This is a genomic window from Pseudoxanthomonas sp. F37, assembly GCF_022965755.1.
Taxonomy (GTDB): domain Bacteria; phylum Pseudomonadota; class Gammaproteobacteria; order Xanthomonadales; family Xanthomonadaceae; genus Pseudoxanthomonas_A.
In genome coordinates this window covers 2,325,543-2,352,142 of the sequence record NZ_CP095187.1, presented here as the reverse complement: position 1 = coordinate 2,352,142, position 26,600 = coordinate 2,325,543, and the positions used below count along the sequence as shown (strand labels likewise).

General features: G+C 66.5%; 20 protein-coding genes, 1 tRNA gene and 1 pseudogene. 13 read left to right on the top strand and 9 right to left on the bottom strand.

Annotated elements, in window-relative coordinates; genetic code table 11:
- Window positions 1-166: 166 nt before the first annotated feature.
- From MUU77_RS10890 to MUU77_RS10880, 3 genes are read right to left on the bottom strand one after another with little or no spacing between them, the layout of a single operon-like run.
- Complete coding sequence (locus MUU77_RS10890; RefSeq protein ID WP_245086651.1) at window positions 167-2,029, bottom strand: alpha/beta fold hydrolase; 1,863 nt, start codon at window positions 2,027-2,029, stop codon at window positions 167-169.
- Window positions 2,026-5,085, bottom strand: a complete 3,060-nt coding sequence (locus MUU77_RS10885) for an efflux RND transporter permease subunit (RefSeq protein ID WP_245086648.1) — start codon at window positions 5,083-5,085, stop codon at window positions 2,026-2,028. Before MUU77_RS10885 ends, MUU77_RS10890 begins: the two co-directional genes overlap by 4 nt.
- Window positions 5,082-6,176, bottom strand: a complete 1,095-nt coding sequence (locus MUU77_RS10880) for an efflux RND transporter periplasmic adaptor subunit (RefSeq protein ID WP_245086645.1) — start codon at window positions 6,174-6,176, stop codon at window positions 5,082-5,084. Before MUU77_RS10880 ends, MUU77_RS10885 begins: the two co-directional genes overlap by 4 nt.
- A 78-nt stretch (window positions 6,177-6,254) precedes the next feature.
- On the opposite strand from MUU77_RS10880, the gene MUU77_RS10875 reads away from it, so the two are divergent.
- Window positions 6,255-6,746: a MarR family transcriptional regulator gene (locus MUU77_RS10875; protein ID WP_245086642.1), complete on the top strand. Its 492-nt coding sequence runs from the start codon at window positions 6,255-6,257 to the stop codon at window positions 6,744-6,746.
- A 34-nt stretch (window positions 6,747-6,780) separates the two neighbouring features.
- On the opposite strand, the gene MUU77_RS10870 is transcribed toward MUU77_RS10875, so the two are convergent.
- The 4 genes from MUU77_RS10870 to MUU77_RS10855 form a co-directional block, all read right to left on the bottom strand.
- On the bottom strand, window positions 6,781-7,836 hold the full coding sequence (locus tag MUU77_RS10870) for a HAMP domain-containing sensor histidine kinase (RefSeq protein WP_245086639.1): 1,056 nt from the start codon (window positions 7,834-7,836) through the stop codon (window positions 6,781-6,783).
- Window positions 7,836-8,531, bottom strand: coding sequence for a response regulator transcription factor (locus tag MUU77_RS10865; RefSeq protein WP_245086636.1), 696 nt, complete (start codon window positions 8,529-8,531; stop codon window positions 7,836-7,838). The genes MUU77_RS10870 and MUU77_RS10865 overlap by 1 nt, the downstream gene beginning before the upstream one ends.
- A 294-nt stretch (window positions 8,532-8,825) precedes the next feature.
- Window positions 8,826-11,252 (bottom strand): outer membrane protein assembly factor BamA, encoded by a 2,427-nt coding sequence (bamA, locus tag MUU77_RS10860; RefSeq protein ID WP_345779077.1) that lies wholly within the window; start codon window positions 11,250-11,252, stop codon window positions 8,826-8,828.
- Between the two features lie 29 nt (window positions 11,253-11,281).
- Window positions 11,282-12,424: a hypothetical protein gene (locus MUU77_RS10855; protein ID WP_245086630.1), complete on the bottom strand. Its 1,143-nt coding sequence runs from the start codon at window positions 12,422-12,424 to the stop codon at window positions 11,282-11,284.
- A 407-nt stretch (window positions 12,425-12,831) separates the two neighbouring features.
- Between MUU77_RS10855 and MUU77_RS10850 the strand changes: the two are divergent.
- A pseudogene (locus tag MUU77_RS10850) lies at window positions 12,832-13,256 on the top strand (hypothetical protein); the annotation flags it as partial.
- 166 nt (window positions 13,257-13,422) lie between these two features.
- Here the strand turns inward: MUU77_RS10850 and MUU77_RS10845 are convergent.
- Window positions 13,423-13,499, bottom strand: a tRNA-Pro gene (locus MUU77_RS10845).
- Window positions 13,500-13,648: 149 nt separating this feature from the next.
- Here MUU77_RS10845 and hisS point away from each other — a divergent pair.
- Complete coding sequence (gene hisS, locus MUU77_RS10840; RefSeq protein WP_245086627.1) at window positions 13,649-15,031, top strand: histidine--tRNA ligase; 1,383 nt, start codon at window positions 13,649-13,651, stop codon at window positions 15,029-15,031.
- Window position 15,032: 1 nt separating this feature from the next.
- Complete coding sequence (locus MUU77_RS10835; protein ID WP_245086625.1) at window positions 15,033-16,922, top strand: aromatic amino acid ammonia-lyase; 1,890 nt, start codon at window positions 15,033-15,035, stop codon at window positions 16,920-16,922.
- An 87-nt stretch (window positions 16,923-17,009) separates the two neighbouring features.
- Here the strand turns inward: MUU77_RS10835 and MUU77_RS10830 are convergent, their stop codons facing one another.
- Window positions 17,010-18,914 (bottom strand): diguanylate cyclase, encoded by a 1,905-nt coding sequence (locus MUU77_RS10830; protein ID WP_245086622.1) that lies wholly within the window; start codon window positions 18,912-18,914, stop codon window positions 17,010-17,012.
- A gap of 157 nt (window positions 18,915-19,071) precedes the next feature.
- On the opposite strand from MUU77_RS10830, the gene MUU77_RS10825 reads away from it, so the two are divergent.
- The 9 genes from MUU77_RS10825 to hisIE are packed head-to-tail and all read left to right on the top strand — an operon-like array spanning window position 19,072 to window position 26,499.
- Entirely contained in the window at window positions 19,072-19,398 is a 327-nt protein-coding gene (locus MUU77_RS10825; protein ID WP_245094389.1) for a YerC/YecD family TrpR-related protein, read from the top strand.
- Between the two features lie 8 nt (window positions 19,399-19,406).
- Window positions 19,407-20,321, top strand: a complete 915-nt coding sequence (gene hisG / locus MUU77_RS10820; RefSeq protein WP_245086619.1) for an ATP phosphoribosyltransferase — start codon at window positions 19,407-19,409, stop codon at window positions 20,319-20,321.
- Complete coding sequence (hisD, locus tag MUU77_RS10815) at window positions 20,318-21,631, top strand: histidinol dehydrogenase (protein ID WP_245086616.1); 1,314 nt, start codon at window positions 20,318-20,320, stop codon at window positions 21,629-21,631. Before hisG ends, hisD begins: the two co-directional genes overlap by 4 nt.
- Window positions 21,628-22,710, top strand: a complete 1,083-nt coding sequence (hisC, locus tag MUU77_RS10810; RefSeq protein WP_245086613.1) for a histidinol-phosphate transaminase — start codon at window positions 21,628-21,630, stop codon at window positions 22,708-22,710. Before hisD ends, hisC begins: the two co-directional genes overlap by 4 nt.
- Window positions 22,707-23,780, top strand: a complete 1,074-nt coding sequence (hisB, locus tag MUU77_RS10805; protein WP_245086610.1) for a bifunctional histidinol-phosphatase/imidazoleglycerol-phosphate dehydratase HisB — start codon at window positions 22,707-22,709, stop codon at window positions 23,778-23,780. Before hisC ends, hisB begins: the two co-directional genes overlap by 4 nt.
- Window positions 23,777-24,379 carry an imidazole glycerol phosphate synthase subunit HisH gene (gene hisH / locus MUU77_RS10800; RefSeq protein WP_245086608.1) on the top strand — a complete coding sequence of 201 codons (603 nt, stop codon included), beginning with the start codon at window positions 23,777-23,779 and terminating at the stop codon, window positions 24,377-24,379. Before hisB ends, hisH begins: the two co-directional genes overlap by 4 nt.
- On the top strand, window positions 24,376-25,113 hold the full coding sequence (gene hisA / locus MUU77_RS10795; RefSeq protein WP_245086605.1) for a 1-(5-phosphoribosyl)-5-[(5-phosphoribosylamino)methylideneamino]imidazole-4-carboxamide isomerase: 738 nt from the start codon (window positions 24,376-24,378) through the stop codon (window positions 25,111-25,113). Before hisH ends, hisA begins: the two co-directional genes overlap by 4 nt.
- Window positions 25,107-25,883, top strand: coding sequence for an imidazole glycerol phosphate synthase subunit HisF (hisF, locus tag MUU77_RS10790; protein ID WP_245086603.1), 777 nt, complete (start codon window positions 25,107-25,109; stop codon window positions 25,881-25,883). Before hisA ends, hisF begins: the two co-directional genes overlap by 7 nt.
- Entirely contained in the window at window positions 25,873-26,499 is a 627-nt protein-coding gene (gene hisIE / locus MUU77_RS10785) for a bifunctional phosphoribosyl-AMP cyclohydrolase/phosphoribosyl-ATP diphosphatase HisIE (RefSeq protein ID WP_245086600.1), read from the top strand. The genes hisF and hisIE overlap by 11 nt, the downstream gene beginning before the upstream one ends.
- The last annotated feature ends 101 nt before the right edge of the window (window positions 26,500-26,600 follow it).

The following is a 26,600-nucleotide window of genomic DNA, read 5'->3' as shown; positions in this document are numbered from 1 at the left end:
AGGCTTGCAGTGTCTGCGAAAAGCGGGCCGGTCCAGTGGACCGGCGGCAGCGACCGGCCGAGGCGTATCCCGGCCATGACGACCGAGTACCCGACAATGGCCTGGTAGCGGACGCCTGAGCCGTGCGCTGGAGCGCCCGGCGCGGCGTACCGCTTCCTGGGGCGTCCTAGTCGTCCTTGCGTTCGTCGCGAAGGTGGGTTCTCAGGATTTCCCGCAAGACCAGGATGGCCTCCGGCATCTCCTGGACGCTATGCCCGGACACGATCACCGACTCGCTCCGGGCCCCGGACAGATGAGCGCTCGCATAGGGCACCAGGCCGTCGCTCGATTGCTCCAGCGGGCCCTCCTGTGACTTGCGCGCGATGATGCTGTGAAAGGGGAGGGCGGGTGCCATGGGCAGTGTTGCCGTTGCCCGCATGAAGCGGGAGCCCTCTGCGAGCTCGTTCACGCCGTTGTCCGGTCGGTGGACCCCGAGCGACTTGATGGCCTGGCGGTCCATGCTTTCGGCCGGCAGAATGGCGTTGAAGCTCTCCATGAGATCCACGGGGAGCCGAATGAGCCGGCCGAACAGATTGCGCAGGCGGTGGTCGACGAAAGGAGTGCCGCGATGGGGCGCGGCGATGAAGACCGCGCGACTGACCGGCGGCAGGGGAGTCCATTGGACGTAGGTGCGCAGCGTGTCGTTGGCAAGCAGGCGCGCAGGATCGGGGGCTAGGTCGCCGATCAGACGGTCCAGAAGTAGATCGTCGCTGGATGACACCATCAGTCTGGAAATGACACCGCCCATGCTGTGTCCCACCAGCACGGCATGGTGGCTCGCCACATGGGTGCGGTCAGGGTCGAAGCGGGTGAAGGTCTCGTTGAGGGCGCTCTGTATGCGGGCCCGGCTGACCAGGATCGGGATGCGCGTGGGGTAGACGACTTGCCATATCTGGAAGTTCTCTCTCAGCGCAGGGTCTCCCATGACCTCATTGGCCACGTTGACCCATGCCTCCTGGCTGCTGGCCAACCCATGCACCAGGATCAGAACGCGGCGCGTGGGGTCGTAGGGCTCCAACATGATGACGCGGGGCCCATCCTGGCCTTCTACACCACGCCCCAGCAGTCCCGACATGCCGAGTTTCATGAGATCCGTCCGGGCCAGCCATAAACCATACGCGGCCGAAAAATTGCCGGCCAAGGGCAGTCCTTGGCCGGCCAACCGCACCTCCGGTTCCAGGCGCGCGTCCCGCAAGCTCAGCCTCATCCGTCGTGACGACCGTACCTCATCGGCGTCGCGGCCATCGAACTCCAGGACGACGGTGATGGGTTGGTAGTTGAGTTCCAGGTAGGGCGTGTCCGCATCCGCGTGTGGATCCGTCACGGTCACGAAATCGGCGCCGAAACCGTCACGCGTGTAGGTGTTGCGAAGTCCGTCAAAGGTCAGCTCGGACGCAGGGATGAGCTCGCTGGGAATGCGCTTGGCCGAGCCCGTGACCAGACTGATGGAGGCCCCCCGTCCCATGGAGATGGGCGTGCCGGGATCGGCTTCCTTCGCCAGCCGGTACGCCTCCAATGCGATTTCCTGTACCGCGCGGTTGTAGATGTTCCGCACGTCAATGGGACGCTGACGATACGCCCGGCGGTCGGAATGCTCATTCCCGTAAAGCAGGTAAAGGTAGGCGTTTCGTGCGCTCTCGATCAGGAGGTCCGTGCGATCCGCTCCGCACGCAGGGTCGGTAGCGGCGCAGCGCATGGACAGGGCACGGCCGAGATACACCTCGGACAATGCCGATTGCACCTGGTCGCCGATGACGCCTTCGAACTGATGAAGGCGGGAGGCGCAGGATTCCACATTCGCGCGGCACTCGTCCGAGGCGGAGCCGACGATGCTGAGGGTGGCATTTGTCTCGGATCCGTAGGCTGTCGAGGACGGCCTGGTGTCCCCGGCAGGCCCCTGCCCGGTGTGGCGCTTCACGGAGACGACCGCGCACCCCTGTGTCGCGACCACGACCAGGAGGGTCAGTGCGAGATGGAGCGGTCTGTTCATGCTGCCTGTCCGCTGCGGCCCATCTTGCGAAGCAACCAGGTCTCCACGTCGTCGACCAGGGTGAATGCGGCCGGCACCACCACCAGGCTCAGCACAGTGGATGTCAGCAGGCCGCCAATGACGGTGATGGCCATGGGTGCACGGAAGCTCGAGTCGGCCACGAAGCCAAGCGCAATCGGAAGCATGCCCGCACCCATGGCCAGCGTCGTCATGATCACGGGGCGCGCCCGCTTGTGGCAGGCATCGATCAGGGCTTCGTGTCTCGACAAGCCCAGCGTCTTCTCTGCGATGACGGCATAGTCGACCAGCAGGATGGAGTTCTTCACCGCAATGCCGATCAGCAGGATCAAACCGATCAGTACCGGAAGTGAGATGTCCGTCCCCGTCAGAAGAAGCGCACCGAACGCGCCGCCTGCAGCCAGCGGAACGGCGACCAGGATGGTCAAGGGTTGGCTGGCATGGTTGAACAGCAGCAACAGCACGCCATACACACAGAAGATGCCTGCGATCATGGCTACAACGAAGCCGGAGAACATTTCTTCGAAGATCTCCGCGTCGCCCGTGGCTTGCAGCTGCACACCCTCTGGCAGGTTCTGCAACGAGGGCAGCGCCTTGATCTGCTTGTCGACGTCACCCAGCGGCTGCCCGTTGAGGTCCACGGTGATGGTCACGTTGCGTTGGCGGTCGAAGCGCGCGATCTGCGAGGGACCACTTTCGGTGGTGACATCCGCAATGGCGGACAGCGGCACGCTTGCGCCCGCCGCGGTAGCGACGCGCAACTGGCCCAGCAGGCTGGGGTCGGACAGGGCGGACTCCTGCAGTTGGACACGGATGGGAACCTGGCGCTCCGGCAGATTGAGCTTGGCCAGGTACTGCTCGTAGTCGCCGCGCGTGGCCACGCGCGTCACCGCGGCGATTTCGGCTGTCGATACGCCGAGATCGGACGCTTTCGCCGCATCGGGCCGCACAATCAGTTCCGGACGCACCAGTGCAGCTGAGGAACTGACGGTGCCCAGGCCCGGCAACTGGCGGATCTCGCGCTCCACGTCGCGTGAGACTTCTGCGAGCCTGACGGGGTCGTCGCCTGCCAGCACCAGGGAGGTCGCCCGTCCCGGTTCGCCTCCTTGAAAGCTCAGGCGAACGCCCGGGAGGTCCGAGAGACGGTCCCGTACCTGGGCTTCCAGTTCGGCCTGAGAGCGGTCACGGTCGTCCTTCCAGCGGAGGGTCAATGTCGCCTTGCGAACCTCCGCCACAGATGCGCCGCCGGGGCCACCGCTGCTGCCGCCTGCGCCAGAGGTGATGAAAATGTGTTCGATTTCCGGGATGTCGGCGATCAGTGCGCGTGCGGTTTCCGCCGTCTTCTGAGTGGACTGCAGGGAGCTTCCCGGCGGCAGCTCCACCATCAGCGAGCTTTGGACGCCGTCGCTACCCGGGATGAAGGTCATCTTGATCAAGGGGATGATGGCCATGGAGGCCACGAACAGCCAGAAAGCCAGCCAGAGCGTGCGCCCGCGATGGCGCAGGGCGCGGTCGGCCCATCCCAGATACCAGGTCATGAGCCTGGAGTCGCCCTTGTGCTCAGGCATGGGCTTGAGCATGTAGGCGGCCATCATGGGAGTGACGAGGCGGGCAACCAGCAGGGAGAAGAGCACCGCGGCCGCCGCGGTCCAGCCAAATTCCTTGAAGAACTTTCCGGGGATCCCTGGCATGAACGCCACAGGGATGAAGACGGCGGCCAGCGTGCACGACGTGGCGATGACCGCCGTACCGATTTCGTCCGCTGCTTCCAGTGACGCTTCCAATGGGGTTTTTCCCATCCCGAGGTGGCGATCGATGTTCTCCACCTCGACGATCGCGTCATCCACCAGGATGCCCACGACCACGGCCAGCGCCAGGAGCGTGATCATGTTGAGGCTGAACCCGAACCAGTACATCACGGCAAACGTCGGGATAATGGACAAGGGCAGGGCGACGGCGGAGATGAACGTCGCGCGCCAGTCACGAAGAAACCAGAACACGACCACGACGGCGAGGAGCGCACCCTCGTACAGCATGTGCATGGAGGACTCGTAGGAGGCTTCGGCCTCGGGCGTGGTGGAGGCAACCTCCACGAAGCGCAAGCGCGGCATCTCTTTCTGGAGGGCGTCGATGCTTTCGCGCACCGCGTCGCCCACATCGACTTCGCTCGAGCCCAGGGTGCGCTGGACGGAGAAGCCGATCACGGGCGTGCCGTCGAGGGTGGTCAGCTGCGTGACTTCTGCGTGGCCGTCATGGACGCTGGCCAAGGTCGACAGGCGGACTTTGCGGCCATCGGGCACGAAGATCGGATAGTCGGTCAGGTCCGAAGCATCATCGACCGTGGCCAGGGTGCGTACTGCTTGCTCATTGCCGCCCACGGTGGTGCGGCCGCCGGGCTGTTCCTGCTGTATTTTCGCCAGTTGCTGGGACAGTTGTGCGGGACTGACGCCGAACCCCTGCAAGGCCTCGGGGCGAAGATCCACGCGGACCTCGCGATCCACGCCGCCCACGCGCTTGACCGCGCCGACGCCGGCGATGCCGAACAGACGCTTGTTGATCGCGTTGTCGATGAACCAGCTGAGCTCTTCATCGTTCCATCCATCCGCTGTCACGGCGTAGGTGATCATGTCGTCGCCGGCCACATTGACCAGCGAGACGATCGGCGCTTCGATTTCGCTGGGGAGGTCGACGCGAATCCGGTCCACCGCATCGCGCACCTCGTCCTTGGCGATGTTGCCATTCTTCCCCAGATCGAATGCGACCACGGTGGTGGATACGCCCTCATTGATGGTGGACGTCAGATCATCGATATCCGCAATGCTGGCAACGGCATCTTCGATCTTGCGGGTGACCTGGGTTTCGAGCGTGCTCGGGGTGGCGCCCGGCAGATTGACCGTCACGGTGACCGTGGGAACGGTCAGGTCGGGGAATTTGGAGATCGCGAGCTGGCGAAATGCATACAGTCCCGCGGCGGTCAGCAGGATGAAGGCCAGGACGGCCGGCAATGGCTTGCGGATGGACCACGCGGAAATGTTCATTCGCCAGCCTCGGCAGCCGGCGCCTGTCCGGCCTGCGCCACCACCCGCACCAGATCGCCATCGCCGAGGAAGCCCGCGCCTTGAGCCACCACCCGTTCGCCGGCATCGAGCCCCTTGAGGACTTCGACATCGGATCCAAAACTACCGCCCACCTCGATGTTGCGCTGGCGGCACCGGTTGTCCTGGTCGACCGTAAATACATAGGTGCGCCCGTCACGACGCACGACCGCCTCATCGGGGACCAGAAGGGCCTTGGATTGCGCCAAGGCGATGCGCCCCTGCGCAAACACGCCCGCGCGCAACGGGCCTGGTTCTGGGAGATCAGCAAAGATTGTGCCCGTCCGTGTCTCGGGGGTCAGTGACGGCGACACCCGGCGGATCGTGCCTTCGACGTCGCCGGTCGGGGACTGGACCCGAACGCGCGCGCCGGGGGTGACGCGCAGCAGATCGGCCTGGGGGAGTTCGGCGCGCCATTCCAGGCGGCCATCGCGGATGAGGCGGATGAGTTCCGTGCCGGCGGAGACCACCTGGCCTGGTTGCACGCTTCGGGCCGATACCACGCCGTCAACAGGCGCACGAACCACCGTGAAGTCTCGCTGGACCTGGGCGGCATCGAGGCTGGCCAGGGCGGTATTGACGCGGGCGTTGGCGTTGTTGCGGGAGGCCTCGGCCTCCTCTGCGTCCTGCAGCGACACCATCTTCTCGTCGGCCAGCTGGCGCATGCGCCGTGCTTTGCGCTGCGCCGTATCCAGATTGGTCCTGGCCTCGGCCAGCGAAGCCTGGGCCTGGGCCAACTGCGAGTCCATGGTGCGTGAGTCGACCCGCAACAGCACGTCTCCCTTGTTGACGGTACTGCCGACTTCAACCTCGACATAAGCCACGCGCAGGCCGGACAACTCCACCCCTACGGCGACTTCCTCCCATGCTGCCACGGCGCCAGAGGCGGCGACGTCACGGACGACGGTTCGCTCCTGAGGCGTGGCCATCGTCACCGTCAGACTGGCACTGGGTGCGGAGGTCTCCGTGTCGTGACACGCCGTCAGTGCCAGAGCACAGAGAAAGGGAAGGGCGCGCCGCAGTGCGTTGGTCATGAGGAATCAGCATCCTATCAGTAAGCTGACAAAATATCAGCATGCTGATAAGTTGCCGGAATGGTTGGAGAACAAGACATGAAGAAAGATCTGCCCAAGGCGCTCAAAGCCCTGAAGAACTCCAAGGCCCATCGGCTCGCCATGCTTCTTAAAGGCCTGCACATGGCGTTGACGGCGGGTATCGAGGAGCAACTGCGGGAGAGAGGCATTGAGATCACACGCCCACAGGCTCTCGCGCTACTGATGCTGGCCGACAATCCTGGGGCGTCGAACGCGGACCTGGCCCGCATGGCGGCTGTATCACCTCAGACCATGCACCAGATCCTCGTGCGGCTGGAGCGCGAAGGTTTGGTTGAGAGGAAGCCGCATCCTTACTTGGGGCGGGTTCTCACGACGGAAGTCTCCGAAAAGGGATTGGACCTTGTGGCGCGGGGTAGTGCGATCGCCCAAAGCGTTGTGGAGGGCGCCACATCGGGGCTGAGCGACCAGGAGCAGGACAAGCTCATCTCGTTGCTCGGGCGGTGCCTGGTATCCATGGGCGTGGAGCCTCAACCGGGAACAATGGACTGAGCGCCACCCACCCGTTCGAAGTCTCCCTCCGCATTCAGCTGGACAGGGGGATCGAGAAGCGGACACTAAGACCGCCTCCCAGACGGCGCGCCGCCGACACCTGGCCTCCATGCATTTCCACGGCGCGACGCGTGATGGCCAACCCCAGTCCCGACCCGGCGACGGACTCGCTACCGCCGGCGCGGGTGAAGGGATGGAAAATGGTTTCGAGCATCTCTTCGCTCACGCCCGGGCCGCGGTCCAGGATGCAGACGTCGAGCCACGTTCCGTCGGGCGCCACCACGGCGACAATTTCGACGTCTCCCTGTGGTGGGCTGAACTTCACCGCATTTCGAACAGCATTCTCGAAAGCGCGGTAGATCAGGTCCGCGTTGGCGGGCATGACGAAGCGGCCCGGAGCATCGATGGACACCGTGCGAGCCGATGCGCGGGCCTCGAAGGCTGCGTCTGCAGCCACCGCATGCAGCACCTCGATCACGTCAACCGACTCGCGGACCATGTTGGCTGTCAGATCCTCGATCCGGTGCAAGGTGAGTAGCTCTTCGATCAACGTATCGAGGCGCTCGCTCTCCCTGGTGATGCGATCGATCATGATTCCTGTCTGGGATGGGTCTTGCTCTAGCACGCCGATGGCGGCCTGAATCCTGCTGAGCGGGGATCGCAATTCGTGAGAAATGTCATGCAGCAGGATGCGACGCGACTCCTGAAGTTGTTGAAGTCGCGTCGCCATGCGGTCGAAGTCCTCGGCCAAGTCGACGATTTCGTCGCGACGACCACTCATGAGCGCGTGGACGCGGGTGTCCAGCCGCCCTTCCGCAGCACGGCGCAGCGCCCATTTCAGGCGTTCGAGAGGGCGCGACAGATACCAGGCCAATCCGGCGCTGGTCACGACGACAGCCAGGGTGATCGACAGCAAGGGTGCAAATGGAAGAAGCGGGACGATGCCGATGCGCAGGTGCTCGTTTGCGGGCGGGGGCGTGTGCCCACTGAGCCGGAGAATGATGTAAGCCCCGACGATCGAAAGCGCCCCGCTTATCAGCAGCGCAAGAAGGAGCTTCCAGAACAGGCGGCTCGGTATCCGTTCGAACATCAGTCCTCCAGGAGCTGATAGCCCAGCCCGCGGACACTTTTGATCCAGGGTTGTCCGTCGACCCGCACGCCCAACTTCTGCCGAATGCTGCTGATGTGCACATCGATGCGACGGTCGAAGCGGGTCAGCGGACGGTCGAACGCCTGCACCGAAATGTCGTGCCGGTTGACCAGTCGGCCGGAGTTGCGGACAAGGACCTCCAGGAGGCTGAATTCCGTGCCGGTCAGCTCGAGTGCCTCGCCGCGCCAGGTGGCGCTCCGGCTGCCAGGGAAGAGCGTCAGATCGCCGGCGTGCAATGGCTTGGGTGCCGATCCTGCGGTCGTCATCTGGATGCGTTCGGTGCGGCGGAGAATGGCGCGAATACGTGCCACCAGCTCCGCGGGCGTGCATGGTTTGGGGACATAATCGTCGGCGCCCATGTTCAGGCCGACAATGCGGTCGATGTCGTCGCCCCGGGCGGTAAGCATCAGGACAGGGACATTGCTTTTCTCGCGGATGCACCGCAGCGCATCGATGCCGGAGAGCTTGGGCATCATGATGTCGAGAACCACGAGCGCATAGTGGCCCGATATGGCCTCGGACACGCCTGCCTCGCCATCATGGGCCATGGTCGCCTCAAAGCCCTCTCTCAGTAAGTACTGAGATAGAAGCGAGGCGAGATCGGCATCGTCGTCGACGAGAAGCACCTTGGTCATGGTCAAAGTATCCGGGCAAACGCCTTCAGAAGCGCGCTCCAGGCAGCAATATTTACCTAATTTAACGCGAGGTTACGGCGACTGATGAAATCAAGTAACACTTTACTTTGCCCCTATGCCGCCCTCCGCACCGGAGCCCTCGATGGACGCCAAACGGTGAGACCGATGGGCGACAAGTCATGCAGCGTGCCTGTTCGCACGGCATGCGCCAACGCCAGCGGAAACCGTGGCGCGAAGCGACCTGGCGTCCTGAGCCGATTGAGGGCGTGTGGGCGTTGCTCGACCAGCGTGTTCTCAGAAGCCCCCGCCGAAGGAGAACTGCAGGCGTTCAAGCTTGTCGCCCTCTTCCTTGCGAACAGGAAAGGAATAGCTGATGGAGATGGGGCCCACGGGCGCGCGCCACAGCAACGCTATGCCCGTCGATGCCCTGAGTTCCTTGGAGTCGAACGACTTGTAGCCGTCGAACACGTTGCCTATATCCAGGAAGGCCGAGACTCGTGCGGCATTGCTGTCGAACAATTTGGGGAACAGCAGTTCGACAGATCCGATGGTCTTGAACGACCCGCCAAGTGGCTGACCATCCGGGTAGGAACTGGACACTTCCGATCGGGGGCCAAGGCTGTTGTCCTCGAAACCCCGGATCGAGCGGGTGCCGCCGGCATAGAAGTTCTCGAAGAATGGCAGGCCGCTGGCGACCAGGGTGCGCTCCAGGGTGGCGTCGGCCCCACAGACACCCCCTGGGCCGGAAGAACCGTCCGAGATGGTCTGGCCGGATACCTGGGGGTCGGAGCCGTTGGCGCGGCAGATGTAGCGCTTGATGTCAGCGCCGTAGCTGTCGCCGTAGCCCAGCTCTGCGCGCGTGAGCATGACCAGCCATGGTGCAAGCGGCCAGTACTTGGACAGGTCGTAGTTGATCTTGAAGTACTCGACCGTGGAACCGGGCAGGGCGATGTCGGCTGACACGCGCTGATACATGCCGCTGGTCGGCATGAAGTAGTCATTGCGCGTATCGCGCGCCCAACCGAGTTCGGAGCGCCACGCATGGAAGGTGCGCTGACCCACCGCGTCGATGTAGTCGATGATGGCTTGCGGCGTGTAGCTCTCATAGACCGTGACCTGCTTGCTGTCTATGCCGAGCGACATCGAAACGGAGTCGTTCTCGCTGATGGGAAGGCCGAACACGCTCTGGAACGCTGTATTGGTGGTGTTGTACTGAGCGGCGTTGTAATCGGAGTAGTCGATCTCGCTCCAGGTGGCCTGGTAGCCCAGCGCCAGCCCCTCGTCCGTGAAGTACGGATTGGTGTAGGAGAACGAATAGGCGTTCTGGTAGCTGTTACGCTTGGCCGAAACCGCAATCCGATTGCCGCTTCCTGTGAAGTTGTTCTGGGAGAGCTCGAAGGAGGTGGTCAGGCCGTCGGTCTGCGAGTATCCGAGGCCGAACATGAAGCTGCCCGAGGTGGTCTCCTTTACAGTGAAGACGACATCGACCTGATCGTCGGTGCCAGGAACGGGTGACGTCTCTGCATCGACAGTCTCGAAGAATCCCAGGCGGCGCAGGCGCACGCGCGAGCGGTCCACGGCGACCTGCGAGAACCAGCTGCCCTCGAACTGGCGCATCTCGCGGCGCATCACTTCGTCGGACGTGCGCGTGTTGCCCTTGAAGACGATCCGGCGCACGTTGACGCGCGGGCCCGGCACCACCTGCAGGTTGATGGCGACGGTGCGGTTCTCGCGGTCGATGGTCGGGATGGGGTTCACCTGCGCGAACGCGTGGCCGATGTTGCCCAGCGTGGCGGTGATGGAGTCGGACGTCATTTCCAGCAGGATGCGCGAGAACGTCTGCTCGGGCTTGACGATCACCAGCTTCTCGATCTCCTCCTTCGGCAGCACCGTGTCGCCGGTGACCTTCACGTCGGAGATCTTGTACTGCTCGCCTTCGCTGATGCCGGCGGTGATGAACATGTCGCGCTTGTCGGGACTGATCGATACCTGGGTGGAGTCGATGTTGAAGTCCACGTAGCCGCGGTCCAGGTACCAGGAGTTCAGGCGCTCCATGTCGCCGGACAGCTTCTCCTTGGAATACTGGTCGTCGCGACGGTACCAGGACAGCCAGCTGGTCTCCTTGGACTCCCAGTTCTCCAGCAGGTCCTCGGTCTCGAACTTCTCTGCGCCCACCACGTTGACGTGCCTGATCTTGGCCGCCTTGCCTTCCTCTACCTTGATGGCCACGTCGACACGGTTTCGGTCCAGCGGGCTGACGGTGGGCGTGATCTCGACGGTGTACTTGCCGCGATTGTTGTACTGGCGCACCAGCTCCTGCGTCACCCGGTCCAGGCTCAGCCGGTTGAACGTATCGCCCTCGGACAATCCTATGTCTTTCAATCCGATGAGCAGGTCCTCGGTCTTGATGTCCTTGTTTCCATCCAGCGTGAGCTTGTTGACCGCCGGACGCTCGGTGACCGTGACCACCAGGATGTCGCCTTGGCGATCGAGCCGGACGTCCTCGAAGAACCCCGTCTTGTACAGGGAGCGCAAAGACTCGGCGAGCCCCGAAGACGTCACCAGATCGCCGCGCTCGATGGGGAGATACGTCAGGACCGTGCCCATTGCGATGCGTTGAAGTCCCTCCACGCGGATGTCGGCGGCAACGAACGTTTCGGCGCGGGTGGCCGGTTGTTCCTGTGCTTCAAGCGGACTGTGGAACGCGGGGATGAGGAGGATGGGAAGCAGGGACTTGCGACGAACAGGAATCACTTGACGGGCTCCAGCGGCTGATCTGCATTCAGATAGCCTTCGCTGGGCCATCCGCCTCCGATGGCGCGATAGATGTCGATCGATGCGAGGTACGTGCTGCCGCGGCATTCGATCTCGTGGTCGCGACGTATGCACAGCTCGTAGTGGGCGTGTGCCAATGACTCGAGCGGAGCCCGGCCGCGGAGCACTTCGTCCTCGAGTTGCCTGATGGAACGCTCGCCGACCAGGACACATTCGCGGATAGCCGGAAGCGCATTGTTGTGGGCCCGCATGCGCCGGATGGCGCGCTCAACTTCGGTACGCGCGCCCAGTCGGGCACGGTCATAGTCAAGCGACGCGGCGCATACCGCCTCGCCATCAGGGGCGGACGTGCTTTGGGCCATCTGAAGAGCATGATTCAGCGCGATCAGGTCGGGCCGGCGGTTGATCATGTCCATAGGCGTGCCAATGGCAGGCTTGGGCGCCGGCACGTGAGGCAATCGGTCGAGAAGCACCCGGCCATAGGTGACATCAAAGGGTTCACTGAGGAATTCGGCAAGAGAAAGCAGCGCTTCGTCTCTGGCGGACGCCAACGACTCGTGCCTGGTGTGGAGTTGGTGCATCTGCGTGATGACGCCGGCCGGGGCCGACTTCACCGCTCCCCCGTCCGCCAGGCCGTCAATGAAGGCCTGGAGTTGCCCCATGCCACGGACAACATTTTGCATTCGCTCGGAAACTAGAAGGCAGGCCACATAGCAAGAAGCGAACGAAGCGATGATGGACAGGCGCTCGTTCTGGTAGAGCGCCATGCGCGCTATCCATGGATAGGCCGCGGTGTCATCACCGTCGTCCTGCGAGGCAGGACTGGGAAGTGCCGTCAATGAGCGACGCAATTGAAGATGTGACGTGGACAGTTGAATGGACTGTCGAATCAGGACATCGACAAGAGGAGGAAGATTGGGCAGCCCCATGAGGCTCCACCAGCTGGCCAGCGTGCCTTCGTCAGCGGGCTCCTGGTCGATGGCGCCGAGGTACCAGTGGGTTTCGTACTTGCTGAAGACGTGACGTCGGGCATCGTCATTGGCGCGTGAGGATCTCAACGCAGCGCCACGGGGGGTGAAGTGATCATCTGCAATCGCGTGCGCTGGCTTCTGGACCATGTTCTTGTAGTTTGTGGGGGTGGAGCAACGTCATAATCGCGGCCACCTTGTATCGGGCGGGCCAAAGGGCAGAGCGCCAGCGGAGCTGCTCGCTGGCGAGCATCGGCCACCCGCACTGCTGTGGGGACCGTCGACTGAGGCTTCCTGCACCACAGGGTGGGCTGCCATCGGGTGAAGGACTCACCTGATAGAAAGGGATCGGTAATGCCGGGATGCATTCGGCCTGCCCGGGTTGCGGACGTGGGCGCGACGCCGACGATCGTAGATCGCCCATTTGTTGCGAAAAGTTCGCTGGAGTTAAATTGTGTAAACTCCGGTGTGGGGTTTATGCACGGCTCATCGTTGGGCTACGCGCGCGGGGTTCATCCCCTTTTATCGCGGACGCTTGCACGAAGGCCGATTCAGGCGGGAGCATCCTGAGGTATCAGGCGATCGAACGTTGTCGCGATGAGGTGCCGGTTCGACGGATGTGCCGTTGCCTGCGGGTGTCGGCCAGTGGCCATTGCGGCTGGAGCAAGCGCCCGCCCCGTGCCCGCCAGTTCGACAATCAGCGCTTGCTTGACCGCATCCGTGAGTCGCACGAGGACAGCCGGGCACGCATCCGGTGATCCTGCACGCCGACCGGGGCCGCCGGTTCCGAAGTGGCGGCTCCCCGACACTCGGTGCAGCAAGGGCTGATGTGTTCGCATGCATCGAGTGGTTCCACAACCCCAGCATGCGGCGAAGAGTCGCCAGGCAGGACCAGAAGGTCTCGGCCTTCCTACAACCGTCCGTGATTTCGGGGTGGAACCCCCGTTCCCCGTCCAACGCTGCGGCCACGGACGTGAGTTGACCCGCCAGCGTTCTTCTCCTTCCCCCTCACCAGGGAGCAGGGCGCCGGCATCCGGTTGAGGCCGTACGGCCTCGGCCCGCCTTCTGCTCGGAACAGGGGGCAAGGGCCGGGCGCACAAAAAAAGGCCGGAAATCCTGAGATTTCCAGCCTTTTTGCACTTCTTTGTTGGTCGGGGAGACAGGATTCGAACCTGCGACCTCTACGTCCCGAACGTAGCGCTCTACCAGACTGAGCTACACCCCGACTGAGCGCGCCATTATAGTGAGCGGCCCCGGCCTGGGCAAGACCCGGGGCCGACTTTCCGCCGCGCCCGGGTCCGCTGCGCCGGAAGGCTGCGGCCGATGGCGCCGGACACGTAAAATGCGCTGTCTACGCATGCCGGAGTTGCCCGCTTGATCAAGCCCCGTACCCCGCCCGGAGTGATGGAACTGCTCCCGCGCGAGCAGATCGCCTTCCAGCGCATGCTGGACACCATCCGCCGGAACTACGAGCGCTTCGGCTTCCTGCCCGTGGAAACGCCGGTCTTCGAACTGTCCGAGACCCTGCTGACCAAGTCCGGCGGCGAGACCGAGCGCCAGGTCTACTTCGTCCAGTCCACCGGCGCACTGGCCAAGGAAGGCGAGGGCCTGCCCGAACTGGCGCTGCGTTTCGACCTGACCGTACCGCTGGCCCGCTACGTGGCCGAACACGAACACGAACTGACCTTCCCGTTCCGCCGCTACCAGATCCAGCGCGTCTACCGTGGCGAGCGCCAGCAGCGCGGCCGCTTCCGCGAGTTCTACCAGTGCGATATCGACGTGATCGGCAAGGACGCACTGAGCGTGCGCTTCGACGCCGAGATCCTGGCGGTGATCCACGCGGTGTTCAGCGACCTGGGCATCGGCGACTTCACCATCCAGCTGAACAACCGCAAGCTGATGCGCGGCTTCTTCGAGGCGCAGGGCGTCACCGACAGCGAACAGCAGGCGATGGTGCTGCGCGAAGTCGACAAGCTGGACAAGCGTGGCGCCGACTACGTGCGCCAGACGCTGACCGGCGAAGGCTTCGGCATGTCGGCCGGGGGCGTGGACCGCATCCTCGACTTCGTCGCCGTGCGCAGCACCGGCCATGCCGACGCGCTGGCGCGGCTGGACGCGTTGGGGCAGGGCAGCGACACCTTCAACCAGGGCATCGCCGAACTGCGCGAGGTGCTGGAACTGGTGAAGGCCTTGGGCGTGCCCGAGAGCGCGTACTGCCTGAACTTCTCCATCGCCCGCGGCCTGGATTACTACACCGGCACCGTCTACGAGACCCAGCTGGACGGCTACCCGCAGATCGGCTCGATCTGCTCGGGCGGCCGCTACGAAGACCTGGCCAGCCACTACACCAAGTCGAAGCTGCCGGGCGTGGGCATCTCCATCGGCCTGACCCGCCTGTTCTGGCAGCTGCGCGAAGCCGGCCTGATCGCCGGCAGCGACGAGAGCAGCGTGCAGGCCATGGTGGCCCTGATGGACGAGGGCCAGCTGGCCGAGTCGCTGGACATCGCCCGGCGCCTGCGCGCGGCCGGCATCAACACCGAAGTGCAGATGGAAGGCCGCAAGCTGGCCAAGCAGTTCCAGTACGCTTCGCGCGCCGGCATCCGCTTCGTCGTGCTGGCCGGTGAGGACGAGCGCGCACGCGGCGCGGTGACGGTGAAGGACCTGCTGCGCGAGCAGCAGTTCGAAGTGAAGCGCGAGGAACTGGCCAGCAGCCTGAAGGTGGAGCTGGAACAGGCCCGCGCATTGGCGGGGCGCTGAGATGAAGCCGATCCTGCTGGATGGCAAGTCGCTCACCCGCGACCGGCTGGTCGAGATCGCCTTCGGCGCCAGCGTCGAGCTGGACAAGGGCGCGCTGAAGGACGTCGCCCGCGCGGCCGACTTCCTGGCCGAACAGGTGCGTCGCGAAGAGCCGATCTACGGCGTGTCCACCGGCTTCGGCAGCAATGCCGACAAGCTGCTGGGCGCGCACCCGCTGCGCGACGAACTGCCGGGCGCGACGAAGTCCGGGCGTTCGCTGCACGAGGAACTCCAGTACAACCTGATCGTCACCCACGCCGTGTGCGTGGGCGAGCCGATGGCGCCGGAGATCGTCCGCGCCATGCTGGGCATCCGCATCAACACGCTGCTGAAGGGGCATTCCGGCATCCGCGTGGAAACGCTGCAGGCCCTTGCGGCCATGCTCAACGCCGGCATCGTGCCGGTGGTGCCGTCGCTGGGTTCGGTGGGCGCGTCCGGCGACCTGGCGCCGTTGTCGCACCTGGCCATCGTGCTGCTGGGCGGGGGCGAGGCCTTCCATGGAGGCGAGCGCATGTCCGGTGCCGAGGCGCTGGAGCGCGCCGGGCTGTCGCCGGTCTCGCTCTCGTACAAGGAAGGCCTGGCCCTGAACAACGGCACCGCGCAGATGCTGGCGATGGGCGTGCTGGCGACCTACCGGCTGGACCAGCTGCTGGATACGGCCGACCTGGCCGCCGCGATGACCCTCGATGCGTTCGCCGGCCGCCTGGGCGCCTTCGCGGAGGAAGTGCACGCCCTGCGCCCGCACCCGGGCCAGGTGCATGTGGCGGCGCGGCTGCGCGACCTGCTGGATGGATCGACGCTGGCCGACATTCCCTACCATCTGGTGCCACGCTTCCGCACTTGGCTGCCGGACAGCTGGGACACGCCGGAAGCGCAGGCGCTGCGCTTCGACATCGGCTGGGACTGGGTGCCCACCGGGCAGCGCCACGGCCGGGAAAAGTTCTACCAGCGCTTCATGCCGTTCCGCGGCGGCAAGAAGCACCAGCCGCAGGACAGCTACTCGCTGCGCTGCATCCCGCAGGTGCACGGCGCCGTGCGCGATGCGGTGGAGCAGGCCAAGCGCGTGCTGGAGATCGAACTCAACGCGGTCACCGACAACCCGCTGGTGTTCCCGGACCGCGAAGCCCGGCATGTCGAGGAGCAGGTGATTTCCGCCGGTCATTTCCACGGCATGCCGCTGGCGCTGGCGATGAGCTATGTGAAGGCGGCCATTCCCACCCTGGCGTCGATCTCCGAGCGCCGCCTCAACAAGCTGGTCGATCCGGCCACCAACGACGGGCTGCCGGCGTTCCTGATCGGCAACGAGGACGGCACCGAGTCGGGCCACATGATCGTGCAGTACACCGCCGCGGCCATCGTCAACGACCTGGCAAGCCGCGCGCATCCGGCCAGCGTGTTCTCGGTGCCGACCAGTGCGAACGCGGAAGACCATGTGTCGATGGGCGCCAACGAGGCGCGCCACGTGCTGGCCATGGTGCAGGACCTGGGCAAGGTGCTGGCGCTGGAGCTCTACACCGCCGCACAGGCGCTGGACCTGCGGCGCGACATGATCAATGCCGCGCGCGCACTGTCGGCCCGCACCGATGCCGAAGGACTGGCGACGAAGGTGGCGGGCGGTCCGCAGCCGGGCGCCGAAGGGCGCGACGTGTTCCTGGCCGAGGTCGATGCCCTGCGCGCCGCGCTGGCGGCCAGCGAAGCCTTCCATCCGGGACATGCCGTGGCTGCCGCGCATGCGGCGATCCGCGCGAAGATCCCCTTCCTCGACCGCGATCGCGCGCTGGATGGCGAAGTCGCCACCGCCGTGCGGTTGGTCGAATCGGGCGAGATCCTGGCCGCGGTCCGCAACCGCTGAGGCCTTCAAATCCGATGCGGGAGCGACGCGAGTCGCGATAGCTTCGACGCGCGCGACCTGCGTCGCTCCCGCATCCGCATCCCGCGCCTACAACGTCCGCACGCAGTCGCGCCCTTCGGCCTTGGCGGTGTAGAGCGCCTGGTCGGCCACCTGCAGCGCGGATTCCAGGCTGTCGCGGGCCTCCAGGTCCACGCAGTGCACGCCGATGCTTGCCGAGACCGCGATCTCCAGTTCGCCGCTGCGGCATGGCGCGGCCCGCAGCGCCTGGCGCAGTTCCTCGGCCACCACGCTGGCCTCGCCCAGGCCCATGCCGGGCAGGGCGGCGATGAATTCCTCGCCGCCGAAGCGCGCCAGCAACGCCCCGTGCGGGCGCAGCGTCTCGGCCAGCGTGTTCGACGTGCCGCGCAGGCAGTCGTCGCCGACCAGGTGGCCGTAGGTATCGTTGACGCGCTTGAAGTGGTCCAGGTCTATCATCAGCAGCGAGATGGGGCGCTGCGAATTCCGCGATTGCGACAGCAGGTGCTCGAACGCTTCGCGGAAATGGGTGCGGTTGTAAAGATCGGTCAGGCCGTCGAGGCGGCTGGATTCGCGCAGCCGGTGGTGCGCGCTTTCCAGTTCCGACATGGCCTGCCTGAGTTCGGCGGTGCGCGTGACCACCTGCTCTTCCAGTTGGTTCTTGGCCTGCCGCACGATGCGTTCGTTTTCGTTGCGCAGCGCGGCGTAGCGGTAGCCCAGCGCCACCGACAGCAGCAGCATCTCCAGCGCCGAGCCGATCTGCACGCCGTATTCGGTCAGGAAGGTCTTGGGCAGCAGGCCGAAGGCCAGCGCCACGAAGATGCCGGTGCCCAGCAGGAACATCGCCCACGCCAGCAGGAAGACCTTGGCCGGCCGGTAGCCGGTACGCACGACCATCAGCGTGATCACCGCGATCCAGACGATGCTGGGGAACACGGCGGCCGACGCGATCGGCGTGGCCACGTGGTAGGGCAACTGGGTGGCGGCGATGCCCAGCAGCACGAAGAACGCGATGATCGCCTTGCTGATGCGGTCGCCCAGCCGCCATCGCGTGTTGAGGTCGAGGAAGGTGCGCGAGAACTGCTGCATGCCGATCTGCGCCAGGCAGACCGACAGCGGCACCGACTTGTCCGCCAGCCAGGTGGAATGCGGCCAGAAGTATTCGAAGCCCAGCCCGTTGAGCGTGAACAGCACCAGCCCGAACGCGGTGATGTGGAACAGGTACCAGAAATAGCTGCCGTCGCGCAGCACCAGCCACAGCACCAGGTTGTAGAAGAACAGCGCCAGCAGAATGCCGTAGTAGATGCCGATGCCCAGCTGGCCGTCGCGCGACAGCTCGGCGAAGGCCGCAGGCGTGTACAGGAACAGCGGCACCTGCATCGAACTCTGGCTCTGCACCCTGACCAGCAGTTCGACCGGCTGGCCGCTGGGCAGGTCCAGCCAGAAGTTCGGATGCCGGTAGCGGATGCTGCGCTGCTCGAAGGGGAACGTGTCGCCGCCGGCATGGTGGACGGTGTGGCCATCGGGGTAGCGCGCGTACACGTCGATGCGGTCGCTCAGCGCGTACTGCTGCACCAGCAGCCAGCGCTGTTCGCGCGGATTGCCGTTGACGACGTCCACCCGGAACCAGAATGCGCCGGTCTGGAACCCGAACGAGGCATCGCCATCGGGCAGGGGCGCGAAACGGCCCTCGGCGTGCAGACGCCTGGCGTCCTGGACCGTGGCCGCGCCGCCGGCGTCATGCAGGTAGGTGGTCTGCGGTGCCAAGGGCAGGTAGCTGGCGTCGTGTGAGACGTGCGCCTGCGTCGCGCCCGCGGCGGCCAGCGGCCACAACGCCAGCACCAGGAACCACGGCGCCATTAGCCGGTGCCGGATGACGTCCTTCCATTCCCCCATGCCCATCCCCCCCGGGTGGCCGCTCCGGGCGCCGCGGCTGTCGCCCGCGGCGCCCTCCGGCGTCCTTGGCAGTGTACTCATCGTCCTTGCCCGCTCCAGCCCATCGTCGGTCCCCTGGCGTGCCCATGCCGGAAGTAACGGAAAGCGCGCCGCATTCCAGACAGTCCCCGGCTTGACGGTCGTTCTGCTCTTCGATTAATGTATTAACACGCTAATACATTGGTGCATGACCGTCGACATGAAGCGCCGCTCTCCCCAGGATGAAATCGCCGACAACGCCCCCCTCCAGGCCCTCGCCAGGGCCTTGGCGGCGCTTTCGGACGCGGGCGAGGTGCGGGCCTTCCTGGAAGATCTGTGCACGCCTGCCGAGCTGGAGGCCATGGCCGATCGCTGGCGCGTGGTGCCGCTCTTGTTGAAGGGTGTTCCCTACCGGGAAATCCACGACCTCACCCAGGTCAGCGTGACCACCATCGGCCGCGTCGCCCGTACCCTGGAGCGGGGCGCCGGCGGTTACGCCGCCGCCGTGCACCGCCAGCAGGCGGCGACGGCTTCCGCCTCCCACTGAGTCCGTCCATGAGTCCCTCCCTGACCCCCGCCACGCGCGAGCGTCTGCGCATCGCCATCCAGAAGAGCGGGCGGCTGGCCGAACCCGCCCGCACCCTGCTGGCCGCCTGCGGCCTGAGCTGGCGCGAGAGCCGCGACAAGCTGTTCTGCTACGGCGAATCCCTGCCGGTCGACCTGCTGCTGGTGCGCGACGACGACATTCCCGGCCTGATCGCCGACGGCGTGTGCGATTTCGGCATCGTCGGGCGCAACGAGCTGGACGAACAGGCCGGCGAGCGGGCCCTGATCGGGCTGCCGCAGGCCTATCGCGAACTGCGTCCGCTCGGCTTCGGCAGCTGCCGCCTGATGCTGGCCGTCCCCGAAAGCTGGGAATGGCAGGGGCCGCAGCAGCTGCAGGGCCTGCGCATCGCCACCAGCTATCCGTCGGTATTGCGGCAGTGGCTGCAGGCACGCGGGATCGAGGCGGCGGTCGTCGAGTTGTCGGGCTCGGTGGAGATCGCGCCGAAGCTGGGCACCGCGGACCTGATCTGCGATCTGGTTTCCAGCGGCGCCACGCTCGCCGCCAACCAGTTGAAGCCGGTGGAAACCCTGCTCGACAGCGAGGCGGTGCTGGCCGGACCGGCGCGCGAGTTCGACGACGCCCGCGCCGGCCTGGCCGACATGCTGCTGCGCCGCCTCGACGGCGTGCTGAAACTCAAGGACAGCAAGCTGCTGATGTTCCGTGCCGAGCGCGAGACCGTGCCGGCGCTGTCGCGCCTGCTGACCGACAGCGATGGCCTGGTCACGCTGCCGGGCGGCGAGGACGGACGCCTGTCGCTGCAGGCCATGTGCCACGGCGCCGTCACCTGGCAGCGGCTGGAGGAATTGCAGCGCGCCGGTGCGCAGGGCCTGATGGTCCTGTCGGTCGAGAGGTCGCTGGCATGAGTGCCTCGCCCGCACCGGTGTACGAGTGGAATGCGCTGGATGACGCCGCGCGCGATGCCCTGCTGGCGCGGCCGGTGCAGACGGTCGCCCAGCGCACGCGCGATGCCGTGGCCGGACTGTTGGCCGACGTGCAGGCGCGCGGCGACGTGGCGCTGCGCGAGGCCACCGCGCGCTTGGATGGCGTGGAGCTTGAAACCTTCGAGGTGAGCGAGCAGGAGTTCGCCGCGGCGCACGCCGCTGTGTCCGCCGAGCTGCGCCAGGCGATGCAGGACGCGGCGGAACGGATCGAAGCCTTCCATCGCGCCGGCATGGCGCAGCCGTACACCGTGGAAACCGCCCCCGGCGTGGTCTGCGAACGCATGATCCGGCCGATCCCGCGCGTGGGCCTGTACGTGCCCGCCGGCAGCGCGCCCTTGCCCTCCACGGCGCTGATGCTGGGCGTGCCGTCGCGCCTGGCCGGCTGCCGCGAAGTCGTGCTGTGCACGCCGCCGCGCCGGGACGGCACCGCCGACCCGGCGGTGCTGGTGGCCGCGCAGCTGACCGGGGTGCGCCGCGTGTTCAAGCTGGGCGGCGCGCAGGCGATCGCCGCGATGGCCTTCGGCACGGACAGCGTGCCCAAGTGCGACAAGCTGTTCGGGCCCGGCAACAGCTACGTGACCGAAGCCAAGCAGCAGGTCGCGCAGGCCGGTGCCGCCGCCATCGACATGCCGGCGGGCCCCTCGGAAGTGCTGGTGATCGCCGATGCCGGCGCGGACGCGGCCTTTGTGGCGGCGGACCTGCTGTCGCAGGCCGAGCATGGCCCGGATTCGCAGGTGCTGCTGTTGTCCGACGATGAGGGGCTGATCGAAGGCGTGCAGGACGCACTGGCCACGCAGCTTGCCGCACTCGACCGGGCCGACATCGCACGCCAGGCCTTGTCGGCGTCGCGCCTGGTCAAGGTCGCCACCCTGGACGACGCCTTCGCCATCAGCAACCGCTATGCACCGGAACACCTGATCGTCGCCCTGCGCGAACCGCGCGCATGGCTGGACAAGGTGGAGGCCGCCGGCTCGGTATTCCTCGGCGACTACACGCCGGAAGCACTGGGCGACTACTGCAGCGGCACCAATCACGTGCTGCCCACCAGCGGCGCGGCGCGGGCGTACAGCGGCGTCAGCGTCGCCAGTTTCCAGAATTTCGTCAGCGTGCAGTCGGCCAGCCGCGCCGGCATCGCGGCCATCGGTGGCTGTGCGCTGACCCTGGCACGCGCCGAAGGACTGGACGCCCACGCCAATGCCGTCGCGCTGCGCCTGCGCAAGGTGGCGGCATGAGCGCGCTGCTCGACCTCGTCCGGCCGGACCTGCGCGACTTCGCCGGCTACAAGTCCGCGCGCAGCGAGGCGCTGCGCGGCGATGTCTGGTTGAACGCCAACGAGTCCGCCTGGGCCAATCCGGCGGATGCGCAGGGCCACAGCCGCCGTTATCCCGATCCCCAGCCCCCCGCGTTGCGCGCACGGCTGGCGGACGTCTATGGCGTTGGGCCCGACCAGCTGCTGATCGGTCGCGGCAGCGACGAGGCCATCGACCTGCTGGTACGCGCGCTGTGCGTGCCCGGGCAGGACGCCATCGTGGTGACACCGCCGGTGTTCGGCATGTATGTGGTGTGCGCGCGCCTGCAGGGGGCACGCATCATCCAGGTGCCCCTGGTCGATGGCGACGCCGGCCTGGCCGCCGATCTCGACGCCATCGGCGAGGCGGCACTGGGGCAGGGCGCCAAGCTGGTGTTTTTGTGCTCGCCATCGAACCCGGCCGGCTCGGCCATCCCGCTGGACGGCATCGTGGCGCTGGCGGGCGCGCTGGAAGGCCGCGCGCTGGTGGTGGTGGACGAGGCCTATGGCGAATTCGCCGACGGCGCTTCGGCGACGACGCTGCTGGATGCGCATGCCAATGTCGTTGTCTTGCGCACGTTGTCCAAGGCCCATGCCCTGGCCGCCGCGCGCATCGGCGTGGTCATCGGTGATACGGAACTGATCGCCGTGCTGCAGCGCTGCCAGGCGCCGTATCCGGTGCCCACGCCCTGCGCCGAGCTGGCCCTGGCCGGGCTGTCCGACCCGGCGCTCGCCCAGACCCGCGAACGGGTGGCGGTGGTGCGCCGCGAGCGCGAACGTCTGCTGTACGCACTCGGCGGCCTGCCGGGCGTGCGTCGCGTCTATCCTTCCCAGGGCAATTACCTGCTGGTGCGCTTCGACGACCCCGGGCGCGCATTCCGCGCCCTGCTCTCGGCCGGCGTGGTGGTGCGCGACCAGCGCGCCGCGCCGCAGCTCGGCGATGCGCTGCGCATCACCATCGGATCGCCGGAACAGAACGACCGCGTGATCGCGGCCCTCGACGCAAGGGAGCAGGCCGCATGACGCCCATTCTCTTTATCGACCGCGACGGCACCCTGATCGAGGAACCGGACGATTTCCAGATCGATGCGTACGAGAAGCTGCGCTTCGTCGCCGGTGTCATCCCGGCGCTGCTGAAACTGCGCGATGCGGGCTACCAGTTCGTCATGGTCAGCAACCAGGACGGGCTGGGCAGCGAACAGTATCCGCGCGCTTCGTTCGAAGGCCCGCATGCGCTGATGATGCAGGTGTTCGAAAGCCAGGGCATCCGCTTCCGCGACGTGCTGATCGACGAAAGCTGGCCGCACGAGAACAGGCCCACGCGCAAGCCCGGCATCGGACTGGTCGTCCCGTATCTGCAGGACCGCAGCATCGACTGGGCGCGCTCGGCGATGGTGGGCGACCGGCCGACGGACAACCAGTTCGCCGACAACCTGAACATCCGCGCGTTCCAGCTGAAGACCCCGCAGTTCGGCGGCGAGTGGGACTGGGCCGGCATCGCGCACGAGCTGGCCGACGCCCCGCGCCGCGCGGTGGTGCAGCGGAACACCAAGGAAACGAAGATCCGCGTGGAGGTGGACCTTGACCGCATTGCCGAGCCGGTCGCCAAGACGGGATTGCCCTTCTTCGACCACATGCTGGAACAGATCGGCAAGCACGGTGGCTTCGCCCTGGACGTGCGCGCCGATGGCGACCTGCACATCGATGAGCACCACACCGTCGAGGACACCGGTCTGGCGTTGGGCCAGGCGCTGAAGGAAGCGCTGGGCGACAAGCGCGGCATCGGCCGCTATGGCTTCACGCTGCCGATGGACGAGACCCTGGCCAGCGCCGCGCTGGACTTCAGCGGGCGGCCGTACTTCGTCTTCGCGGGCCAGTTCCGGCGCGAGCGCGTCGGCGACCTGCCGACCGAACTGGTGCCGCACTTCTTCCGCTCGCTCTGCGATGCGTCCGGCCTGAACCTCAACCTGAAGGTGGAAGGCGACAACGACCACCACAAAGTCGAAGCCAGCTTCAAGGCCCTGGCGCGCGCGTTGCGCCAGGCGGTGAAGCGCGAGGGCGCCGAGCTGCCCAGCACCAAGGGGGCGCTGTGACGAAGGTCGTGCTGGTCGATGCCGGTGGCTCCAACATCGGCTCGGTACGCTACGCCCTGCAGCGCCTGGGCGTGGACGCGGAACTGACCGGCGACGCGGCGGCGATCCGCGCCGCCGACCGGGTGATCCTGCCCGGCGTGGGCGCCGCTGCCGTGTGCATGGCGCGGTTGCGGGACCTGGACCTGGTGGAGGTGCTGCGCACCCTGGACAGGCCGCTGCTGGGCGTCTGCGTCGGCGTGCAGCTGTTGTTCGCCCATTCCGAGGAGGAGGACACCCCCTGCCTGGGCCTGCTGCCGGGCAGCGTACGCAAGCTGCGGGCCGCCCCCGGCATCCGTGTGCCGCACATGGGCTGGAACACCCTGCAGCGGCGGCGCGGCGGCTCGCTGGTGGAGGGAATCGCAGACGGGGACCACGCCTATTTCGTCCACAGCTACGCCGCCGCCGTCGACGACGACTGCCTGTGCAGCAGCGAGCACGGCCAGCGCTTCGCCGCCGTCGTGCAGCGGGGCAACGTCGCGGGTGCGCAGTTCCATCCCGAGCGCTCCGGTGCCGTCGGCGCGCGGCTGCTGAAGAACTTCATCGAGTACGGACTGCAATGACAGGTTTCACCGTTTATCCCGCCATCGATGTGCGCGAGGGCCGCGTCGTCCGGCTGGCGCAGGGCGACTACGCCCGCGAGACGCGCTATGACGGCACGCCGCTGGAGGTCGCGCAGCGCTACGCTGCGCAGGGTGCCCGATGGTTGCACCTGGTCGACCTGGACGCGGCGCGCGCCGGCGGCTACACGCTTGCGCCGTTGCTGGACGACATCGCGCGCACGACCCCGCTGAAGGTGCAGACCGGCGGCGGTGTGCGCGGCCGCGACGATGTGGCGCGCATCCTCGACGCGGGGGCCGAACGTGTCGTCATCGGTTCGTTGTCGGTCCGCGACCCGGATGCGGTCGTGGCGTGGCTGACCGAGTTCGGCAGCGAGCGCATCACCGTGGCGCTGGACACGCGGCTGGACGATACCGGCGCCTGGCGTCTGCCCGTGCATGGCTGGACGGAGATGGCATCCGGGACACTGGACGACCTGGCCTTGCGTTACGCGGACGCAGGCCTGCGCCACCTGCTGTGCACCGACATCGCCCGCGACGGCATGCTGAGCGGCCCCAACCTGGGCCTGTACGCCCACCTGCGTGCCCGCGTGCCGGGGTTGGCCGTGCAGGCGTCCGGCGGCGTGAGCGCGGTGGCGGATGTCATGGGGGCGCGCGAAGCGGGGTGCGCCGGCATCGTGCTCGGGCGTGCGTTGCTCGAGGGCCGCTTCGCCTTGCCGCAGGCGCTGGCATGCTGAGCCGGCGCATCATTCCCTGCCTGGACGTGCGCGAAGGCCGGGTGGTCAAGGGCGTGAAGTTCCGCGACCACGTCGACATGGGCGATATCGCCGACCTCGCGCTGCGCTACCGCGACGAAGGGGCCGACGAACTGGTGTTCTACGACATCAGCGCCAGCCCGGAAGGACGTTCGGTGGACTACGCCTGGATCGAGCGCGTTTCGCGGCTGCTGGACATTCCGTTCTGCGTGGCGGGCGGCATCCGCGACGTGGAGACCGCCCGTCGCGTGCTGTACAGCGGGGCCGACAAGGTGTCGGTGAACACGCCCGCGCTGGAGCGTCCGGGCCTGATCGGCGAGCTGGCACGTGCCTTCGGCGTGCAGTGCGTGGTGGTCGGTGTGGATTCCATCCTGGAAGCCGACGGCGAATGGCGCGTGCGCCGCTATACCGGCGACCCGTCGAAGATGCAGGGTGCCGGACTGAGGACCCTGGACTGGGTCGTGCAGGCGCAGCGCCTGGGCGCGGGCGAGATCGTGTTGAACTGCATGGACCAGGACGGCGTGCGGCGCGGATACGACCTGGCGCAGCTGCGCGCGGTACGCGCCGTCTGCGAGGTGCCGCTGGTCGCCTCGGGCGGCGCGGGCGAGGTGGCGCATTTCGCCGACGTGTTCCTGCAGGCGGATGTGGATGGCGCGCTGGCGGCCAGCGTCTTCCACAGCGGGCACGTCCGCATTCCGGCACTGAAGCAGGCATTGGCGCAACAAGGCATCGAGGTGAGGCGTGGCCACTGACAACCGGCAACCGGCGTTGGACCCCTCCGGACTCGACTGGGACAAGGGCGAGGGCCTGCTGCCCGTCATCGTGCAGGACGCGGCGACGCTGCGGGTGCTGATGTTGGGCTACATGAACCGCGAAGCGCTGCAGGCCACGCTCGCCAGTGCGCGCGTGACCTTCTTCAGTCGCAGCAAGCAGCGGCTGTGGACCAAGGGCGAGAGTTCCGGCCACGTGCTGGAACTGGTGTCGGTCCAGGCCGACTGCGACGACGACACGCTGCTCGTCCTCGCGCGTCCGCACGGGCCCACCTGCCACCTGCAGCGTGCCAGCTGCTTCCCGTCGGCACCGTCCGCATTCCTGCCGGAGCTGGATGCCCTGGTTGCGCAGCGCGAGCGCGAACGCCCGGCGGACAGCTACACCACGCGGCTGTTCGAAGCCGGCGTACGCCGCATCGCGCAGAAGGTGGGCGAGGAGGGCGTGGAAACCGCCTTGGCCGCCGTCGCCCAGGACGAAACCGCACTGCTGGGCGAAAGCGCCGACCTGCTGTACCACCTGACCGTTCTGCTGCGCGCACGCGGCCTGTCGCTGGCCGATGCGGTCGGTGTGCTGCGGGAGCGCCACGCCCCCCGGTGACGCATCCCAGCGGATTGTAGGAGCGCCCTCGGGCGCGATGCTTTTTCGGCAACCGTAGCGAAGAGCATCGCGCCCGAGGGCGCTCCTACAAGGACATCGGC